The sequence below is a fragment of the Vibrio sp. M260118 genome (genome assembly GCF_036533755.1).
Classification (GTDB): Bacteria; Pseudomonadota; Gammaproteobacteria; order Enterobacterales; family Vibrionaceae; genus Vibrio.
Window position 1 is genome coordinate 1 of the sequence record NZ_JATABG010000253.1, and the last position, 5,352, is coordinate 5,352.

General features: G+C 43.7%; 3 protein-coding genes and 1 pseudogene. All 4 read right to left on the reverse strand.

What is annotated here, in order from left to right:
- Positions 1 to 493 (reverse strand): annotated as a pseudogene (locus QTO00_RS14205) (DUF2057 domain-containing protein); the annotation flags it as partial.
- 138 nt (positions 494 to 631) lie between these two features.
- On the reverse strand, positions 632 to 1,774 hold the full coding sequence (locus tag QTO00_RS14210) for a porin (RefSeq protein WP_331425385.1): 1,143 nt from the start codon (positions 1,772 to 1,774) through the stop codon (positions 632 to 634).
- A gap of 495 nt (positions 1,775 to 2,269) precedes the next feature.
- Positions 2,270 to 4,279: an NAD-dependent DNA ligase LigA gene (ligA, locus tag QTO00_RS14215; RefSeq protein WP_331425386.1), complete on the reverse strand. Its 2,010-nt coding sequence runs from the start codon at positions 4,277 to 4,279 to the stop codon at positions 2,270 to 2,272.
- A gap of 195 nt (positions 4,280 to 4,474) precedes the next feature.
- Positions 4,475 to 5,352, reverse strand: an 878-nt coding sequence (gene zipA, locus QTO00_RS14220; protein ID WP_331425387.1) for a cell division protein ZipA, incomplete at its 5' end; no start/stop codon positions are given.

Genomic DNA, 5,352 nt, shown 5'->3' on the forward strand with positions numbered 1-5,352 from the left:
CAATATAACCTGCTGGTATATCGAACATCACTTTATTTTGTTCAGAAGAAGCTAACGCAAATCTAAGGCCGCTCTTTTCTGCCTCAACCAGAGCAGATTCACTAACATCAAACTTAAATAGTTGTCTTTGTGTACAAATGTCGCTGCAAGTTTCGGCGGTCGGCGCTAAAGGTTTCAATGGAATTTTTTTGCCTTCGAGCTCAGCGTATCTATACTCGCTATAATTTTTGAAATACTTGACTTCCATAGCGATAAATGAGCTTGGTGTTGCTCCTTGAGCATATGGCGCTACATAGTTCAATGCAACCGTTGACTGAGTGAGCTGCGCACCTTTACTTACTTCAGCATCAGGAGAAAGTAATTTGCCCTCAACTAAGTAGTAATTTTGTTTGGTTTCAATTTGCGCTACAACATCACTAAAATCACTGCTTGAATCTAGCGTGGTGCAACCAACCATCAATGCAACCAGAGATACGACTAAACATTTTTTCATATCAATTCCCTAATTTAAATTTTTACCCTATATTACAACCATTTGGAGGTTATCAATAGAGCGTTACTCCACACATTAAATAATAAAAACGCTGGCCACTAGGACCAGCGTAATAACGTCATACAGTCGTGCTAGCGATTAGAAACCGTACTCTAGACCTACACGTACAACAAAGATTTCAGTGTTCTTACCGTCATCTTTAAGGTCACGTTGCGCTACACGTACATAAGGTACGAAACCATTGTGAACGTACATTAGCTGACCAGAAAGAATACTATCTTCATCGTTCTGTTTAACGCCCGCCTTTTCAGACTCCATATTCGCCGCGTAACCTAGCTTGAAGCCCCAAGGACCATTCCAGTACTGACCGATAATAGAGTAAGAAGCCTGCTCAGATTTCACGCCCGTAGTGTCTTTAGACTCACCCGCTTTGTACGCTGCCGCTAAACCAAAACCTGCTGGTAGTGACGCTTCAAAACCAACGATGTAACCAAAGGTGTCAGCGCTCACGTAAGGAGACGCTGCAGTAGCATATCCCTGACCAAATGTATATGAAGCACCATCAACAGTACAACCGCCAGCATCAAGACAGGTTGCCGTACCAGCAGCGACGGCATCAGATACTTTACGTTCATCTTCAGTTTCAATACCTGCGTGAATTGTGAAGCTATCACCTAGTTTGTAGTGAGCATTCGCGCCATAGAAGTAGTTATCTTTAACGCTAGACTCACCACGACCTGCTGCTAGAGCAAAACTAAAGCCGTTGTAATCTTTCGAGTCAAAGCGAGCCATGTCACCATGACGGTCGCGGTTGTACTTAACTGTTGAACCCCAGTCAAAGGCGGCACCTAGACCTGGGTTTGAGTATGGCCAGTCAATGATTTCGTACATTGGCGTCAACATACGACCAAAGCGAACTTTACCCCAATCTCCTTGAAGTCCTAGGAACGTATCACGGTTACCTAGTGTCGCACCATCACCGTTCTCACCCACATAACCAGACTCAATCTGCATAAATACGTTAAGGTCATCAAACATATCTTTGCTAGCACGGAAACCAATACGAGATTCGTTTTCGTAGTCGTAACCAGTACTCTTATCAGTTACAACACCAGTGCCCATATTCGTTTCATCGATATCGTAGTTAACAATAGAGATCGCTGCTACACCGTACGCTTCTACTTGAAAGTCGCTGTTTACACCAACTTGCTTAGCCATAGCGCCTGTTGAAGCTAGTGCTACTGCAGTACCAATTAGAGTACGCTTAAAAAATTTGTCCATGGAAAAAACTCCTAAAAATGGATATAGCTGTTTTATTTTTTCTCACCTTAAGTTGGCCGCCGAAGGGAGAAATCATTTCCTATGTGAAAGCCGCGAACTAATCATTAATGCTTGGCTTTCAATTTCCTGCATACACACTGTGTATCCATGCCTTTCAGACTAACTTCGCGACGAAAAACATCAACCAGAACTTAATTTTCATGTAAAAAAATATGACCTGCTACAAATTTTTATGATTCCAGTGATCCAGATCGACAATGGTAAAAATAGTAAGTTCAAAAAATATTAAACAAAATAAAATCAAACACTTAAATATAAACGCCATCTAAATAGATTTGAAGTGCGTCGCATAAATTTATCATTTTAGAAACATTTCCATCTAATAAGATCAGTGTCACAGAAGAGTGTTTCATAATATGAGGGTAGAAAACGATGATTTTATTTTCGACAAAAAAAAACCACCCTTAGGTGGTCTTTAGTTGAATTTAAGGTAGATTACATCAGAGAGATAAGCTCATCTTCAGTGCGTATTTCTACTCCTAATTCTTGTGCTTTAGCTAATTTTGAACCCGCATTTTCACCAGCAAATAGGATGTCAGTTTTCTTCGAAACACTACCAGTCACTTTTGCGCCTAACTCTTGCAGAGCCTCTTTTGCCTGGCTTCGCGTTAGTTTGGACAGAGATCCGGTCAATACTACTGTCTTACCTGCTAGTGGCTGAGGAGCATCCGCATCCTTCTCTTCAATGGCAGGCCAGTTGACTCCTTGCTCAATTAATTGCTCTATCACGGCTTGATTTTTCTCTTGCGCAAAAAAAGCCGTGATATGACTCGCAACAATACCACCAATATCTTGTACTTCGATCAGAGATTCATGGCTAGCAGCCATCACTGCATCCAATGTTTTGTAATGTGATGCTAAGTTAGCGGCCGTTGCTTCCCCTACTTCGCGGATACCTAATGAATATAGGAATCGAGCTAGGGTTGTATCCTTAGACTTATTAAGCGCATCAACGACATTTTGTGCCGATTTTGGCCCCATGCGGTCTAAAACGGTAATAATACCGGCGGATAACTTAAACAGATCCGCAGGAGTCTCTACCATTTCACGATCAACAAGCTGTTCAATCACCTTTTCACCTAAGCCATCAACATCCAGAGCCTTACGTGATACAAAGTGCTTCAACGCTTCTTTACGCTGAGCCTGACAAACCAGACCGCCACTACAGCGCGCTACCGCCTCACCCTCTACTCTCTCAACTTGAGATTTACATACTGGGCAAGCATCTGGGAAAACTATCTCGCGTGCGGAATCTGGACGGCGATCAGAGACTACTGACACGATTTGTGGAATTACGTCACCAGCTCGTCGAATAACGACAGTATCGCCAACCATTACTCCCAGACGTTCTATCTCATCAGCATTATGTAGCGTGGCATTACTTACCGTCACACCGCCAACGAAAACTGGTTCGAGTTTAGCCACTGGCGTAATCGCCCCGGTACGGCCAACTTGGAACTCAACATCATTAAGTACGGTAATCTCTTCCTGAGCCGGGAATTTATACGCGATCGCCCAACGAGGTGCACGAGCCACAAAGCCGAGTTGTTCTTGAAGCGCAATATCATCGACTTTAATCACGACACCGTCTATCTCATAAGCTAACGCTCCACGGCGCTCTAAAATGTCTTGATAGTACGCCTTCACTTCTTCTAAGCTGTTAACGCGCTTGGTTTCAGGGCACATAGGTAAACCCCAAGCTTTCAGCTGCAGGAAACGCTGATAATGGCTGCCCGACAACTGAGCCCCTTCAACCACGCCAACACTGTAGGCGTAAAAACTTAAAGGACGAGTTGCCGTAATGCGCGAATCAAGCTGACGCAAACTGCCTGCTGCCGCATTTCGTGGATTTACGAACACCTTCTCGCCCTTTTTGAGTGCTAGCTCGTTGAGCTTGTCAAAGCCTGCTTTAGGCATAAAGACTTCGCCGCGAACCTCGATACGCGCTGGCCAACCTTCACCTTGAAGCTTAAGCGGAATCGCTTTAATAGTCCGTACGTTCTCGGTAATGTTCTCACCCGTCGCACCATCACCACGCGTGGCCGCTTGAACAAGTACACCGTTTTCGTACAACAAACTTACTGCTAGGCCGTCAAGTTTAGGTTCACAACAAAACACATCAAACGTAGCACCGGGAATACGATCGCCCATGCGCTTGTGGAAACTTTCTAGCTCACCATCATCAAAGGCGTTATCAAGAGAAAGCATAGGAATCTCATGAGTCACCGAGCCAAAACCATCTAGCGGCGCTCCACCCACACGTTGACTGGGTGAATCAACTGAAATGAGTTCAGGGTGCTGAGACTCAAGTTCCATCAATTCACGCATCAATCGGTCATATTCAGCATCGGGAATTTCCGGGCTATCCTCTACGTAGTATTTCACTCCATGGTAATGAAGCGTTTGGCGCAATTGATTAAGCTTCTCTTGAATCTCTTTAGACATAACTAACTCTATTTCTGTTACTTATTTAATGCGTGAAAGTATACCCAAATGACCTTAAGATGCGAGGTTATGAGGATACTATTTTCTTGATTACTAGGACGCAGCTAAGCAGCGAAGTCGATACAAAAAATCCCCAAACCAGAGGCTTGAGGATTTAGATAGGAAGATGCCGCTAAGCAGTCTATTCTTTTCTACTTATGCTTTTTGCTCTGCTTTAAACGCTTGGATCTGTGCTCGGTAACTATCTAGGCGATTTGGCGTCATTAGGTTTCGTGCGTCATCAAGTACGTTCGCGCCTAAATCATCAGCGATCTGTTGAGCTGTTTTCAGCATTAACTTGAAGTTCTGTTCAGCATCACCAAAGCAAGGCATGGTCATAAAGAACGAAATCCCTTGCGTAGTAAATGATGCCGGATCGTCGTGCTCTAATGTTCCTGGCTTCATCATGTTCGCCACGCTAAATAGCACTTTACCTGTACCGGATAGGTCGGCATGGCGATGGAAGATATCCATTTCGCCGTAAATTAGGCCGTTTTGCTGCATACTATCAAACAGCTTAGTACCAACAAATGGCTCATCACCAGAGCAGTGAACATTCAGCACTATTACTTCTAGTGGCGCTTCTTGCCGCTCTTTAGTCTCTGGCGCTTGATCTGCTTTTACGTCAGATTCAGCGATTGATTCTAATGGTTGTGGTGAAACATCATCGATATCATCAACTTCGTCTAAAGACTTAGTCGAAAATGAAGGAACATCTAAGTCAACGTCATCTTTATCATCTTTAGAGTCAATGGCTTCGGCTTCAGGGGCTTGATAGCTATCGATCAATGGATCAGCAATCACTTCATCGCGAGCTACAAACTCAGGCTCTTTGCGTTCTTTCTTGATGATTTCAAAATCATCTTCAGGGGCAAAGGCACACTCTGGTACAGCGTCAGAATCTTGGTTATCGATATCTAACTTACCAATTGGCTTACTACCAAACTTAGCTTTACCTTCTTTTTTACTCGTCCATAAACCGTGAAACAGCAAAGCGGCAATCGCAAGTGCCCCAACAATTATGAGTACAAATC

Bases quoted from the DNA above. Each gene is read 5' to 3' on its own strand.
- QTO00_RS14210 (WP_331425385.1), bottom strand. From the start codon at position 1,774: ATGGACAAATTTTTTAAGCGTACTCTAATTGGTACTGCAGTAGCACTA.
- ligA (WP_331425386.1), bottom strand. From the start codon at position 4,279: ATGTCTAAAGAGATTCAAGAGAAGCTTAATCAATTGCGCCAAACGCTT.